Raw genomic sequence first — 2,585 nt, forward strand, 5'->3', positions numbered from 1 at the left:
ATCGAGAGCGTGTCGGCCGTGAGGCCAGCCCCAGTGCGGCGGTCATCGACAGCCAAAGCGTCAAGACCACCGAGGCGGGTGGCCCGCGGGGATATGATGCGGGAAAGAAAATCAACGGGCGCAAGCGTCATGTCATGGTCGATACCGATGGCCGAGGAGTGATACTCCAGGTTCATGCAGCCTCAGTCCAGGATCGGGATGGCGCAATCGATTTGCTGCGGGCTTCACGACCGCTGCTGCCGTTCGTCGAGCGGGTCTTCGCCGATAGCGCTTATGCCGCCGACCGTGTGGCAAAGCGTACTGCTGCCGATGATTACCAACGTGGCCGAGGTGCGCACCGCGCGAGAGATCTACGAGCGCGTCGCGAGGTGTGGCGACCGACCACACGGCAAAGCAGGTGATGACCACGGGCTTCGGGTCCAACCTGCGGGTGATGAAGCCGCCGAAGATGTTGGCCAGCGCGTAACCGATCAGGAAGATGGTTAGTGCCCAACTCGAGATGACCGGGAAGTCGTTGCCGGCGAAGCCCAGATCGCGCGAGACCGCGGTAATACCGACCGATAGGTTCGTGCGGTCCAGATACGCACGAACAGCCCGGCCATCAGGGAGCCGCCGATGGCCCACCACTGCGACTTTATTTCGCCTGCGCCACTCATGTTCCGTCCCCATGTTTTGTCATTTGTTTTTGTCGCGAGCACGCCGGCCGCTCTCGACCTTCCCCGTTGATCGGCTCCCTGGCGACTGGAACTCCGCCGATCCAAGGGCGGATCGGCTTCGTTAGCGGCCCTTCTGCTTCCGCCAGGCGGCAAAGTCGGTCAGCGTCTGCTCGTCGGTCGCCGGGTACAGGCCCAGGATCGAGCGGCCTCGGCGGACCTCCTCGATAACGAAGTCCTCGAACACGGTCATCTCGACGGCCTCGTCGGCCAATTCGTCAACCAGGTGCGCGGGCAGAACGATGACACCGTCCGCGTCACCGACCAGCACGTCGCCCGGGAACACCGGGGCATCCCCGCAGCCGATCGGGACGTTGATGTCGATCGCCTGGTGCAGTGTCAGGTTGGTAGGTGCGCTCGGCCGGTTGTGGTAGGCCGGGATGTCGAGGGTGGCGATCTCCGCGGAGTCCCGAAAGCCGCCGTCCGTCACCACGCCGGCAACGCCGCGTTTCATCAACCGGGTGACCAAGATGCCGCCCGCCGATGCGGCTCGCGCGTCCTTGCGGCTGTCCATCACGAGAATGGAGCCCGGCGGCGCCTCCTCCACCGCGCTGCGCTGCGGATGCTCGCGGTCGCGGAAGACGGTTATCGGATTCAGGTCCTCGCGCGCGGGCATGTAGCGGAGCGTGAAAGCCTCGCCGACCATGGTCTCCTTGGGCGGGCTCAGCGGGTGGACATCCTGGATCATCTGGCTGCGCAAACCACGCTTGTAGAGCGCGGTCGCCAGTGTCGCAGTGCTGACGCCCTTGAGCTTGTCGCGTGTCTCGGGCTTGAGGGGCATGACGGCTTCTCCCTGTTGTTGGTGGACGATCGACGCGTAGGGGCGAGCTGACCTGACAGACCGCGCTAGTAGATCGGGGGTTCCGCGACCGGCGCGCCGAAATCGGTGCGCAGGAAATCGAAGTCGCAACCTTCGTTGGCCTGGCGAATGTGCTGACTGAACATCCAGCCGTAGCCACGCTCGAAACGCGGTGCCGGCCGCTGCCACTCTGCCCGGCGCTGAGCCAACTCTTCGTCCGACACATTCATGTTGATGGCGCGCGCATTCACGTCGATCGCGACGATGTCTCCGTTGCGCAGCAGAGCGAGCGGGCCACCGATGTAGCTCTCGGGGCTGACATGCAGGACGCAGGCGCCGTAGCTGGTGCCGCTCATGCGTGCGTCGGACATCCGCAGCATGTCGCGATGCCCCTGTTTCAGCAGCTTCTTGGGCATCGGCAGCATGCCCCACTCCGGCATGCCCGGGCCGCCCTGCGGGCCGGCGTTGCGCAGCACCAGCACATGGTCGGCGGTCACGTCGAGATCTTCATCATCCACGGCCTTCTTCATCGACGGATAGTCGTCGAAGACCAATGCCGGGCCGGAGTGCTTCAGGAAGCGCTGGTCCATTGCCGCTGGCTTGATCACGCAGCCATCAGGCGCAAGATTGCCGTACAGAACCGCCAGTGACCCTTCGCCGTAGATCGGGTTGGACACGGTGCGGATGACGTCATCGTTGAACACCTCGGCACCCTCGACGTTCTCGCCGACCGTCTTGCCGGTAACGGTCACGCAGTCGAGGTGCAGGTGCTCCCGGATCCGGCCCATCAGGCCGCAGATGCCGCCGGCGTAGTAGAAGCTGGAGAGTGCCGAGTTCTCGGCTACTTTCCGCCGGCCGATCGCTTGCGCTCGTAGTCTTCGAGCCACGGCTCCATGAGCTGGTCGAATTCCTCCATCTGTTCGTCGGTGTAGAATTCTGGCGCGCAGTTTTCCAGCCAACCGAACACGTGAGTTTCGATTAGGTCGCGGGGTATGTCCGGATGCTCGGCGTGGAGGCGTTCCGCCGCCTCCTCGATCGAGAGTCGTTTCCCGTCGGTCCAGACGATCTTGCGC

At 64.2% G+C, this 2,585-nt stretch carries 4 protein-coding genes and 2 pseudogenes; 2 read left to right on the forward strand and 4 right to left on the reverse strand.

The genetic code is table 11. The features are described 5' to 3' along the window. Together VKI00_RS20550 and VKI00_RS20555 are read left to right on the forward strand one after the other, a co-directional pair. Positions 1 to 299, forward strand: a pseudogene (locus tag VKI00_RS20550) (transposase); the annotation flags it as partial. Continuing rightward, positions 286 to 486 (forward strand): hypothetical protein, encoded by a 201-nt coding sequence (locus tag VKI00_RS20555; protein WP_324440676.1) that lies wholly within the window; start codon positions 286 to 288, stop codon positions 484 to 486. The pseudogene VKI00_RS20550 and the gene VKI00_RS20555, both read left to right, overlap by 14 nt. Here VKI00_RS20555 and VKI00_RS33870 read toward each other — a convergent pair. From VKI00_RS33870 to VKI00_RS20570, 4 genes and pseudogenes are all read right to left on the reverse strand, one after another. Beyond that, positions 433 to 669, reverse strand: a pseudogene (locus VKI00_RS33870) (hypothetical protein); the annotation flags it as partial. The gene VKI00_RS20555 and the pseudogene VKI00_RS33870 sit on opposite strands and share 54 nt — an antisense overlap. 108 nt (positions 670 to 777) lie before the next feature. Then, positions 778 to 1,494 carry a ribonuclease activity regulator RraA gene (locus VKI00_RS20560; protein WP_324440670.1) on the reverse strand — a complete coding sequence of 239 codons (717 nt, stop codon included), beginning with the start codon at positions 1,492 to 1,494 and terminating at the stop codon, positions 778 to 780. A 65-nt stretch (positions 1,495 to 1,559) separates the two neighbouring features. Next, positions 1,560 to 2,399, reverse strand: a complete 840-nt coding sequence (locus VKI00_RS20565) for a dihydroxy-acid dehydratase (RefSeq protein WP_324440672.1) — start codon at positions 2,397 to 2,399, stop codon at positions 1,560 to 1,562. Continuing rightward, the coding region (locus VKI00_RS20570) for a hypothetical protein (RefSeq protein ID WP_324440674.1) at positions 2,354 to 2,585 on the reverse strand (232 nt) is incomplete at its 5' end. The genes VKI00_RS20570 and VKI00_RS20565, both read right to left, overlap by 46 nt.

Origin of the sequence: Mycobacterium sp. (genome assembly GCF_035314665.1) — a bacterium.
Taxonomy (GTDB): domain Bacteria; phylum Actinomycetota; class Actinomycetes; order Mycobacteriales; family Mycobacteriaceae; genus Mycobacterium.

Coding starts and splice junctions, on each gene's coding strand:
- VKI00_RS20560 (WP_324440670.1), bottom strand. CDS start 1,494: ATGCCCCTCAAGCCCGAGACACGCGACAAGCTCAAGGGCGTCAGCACT.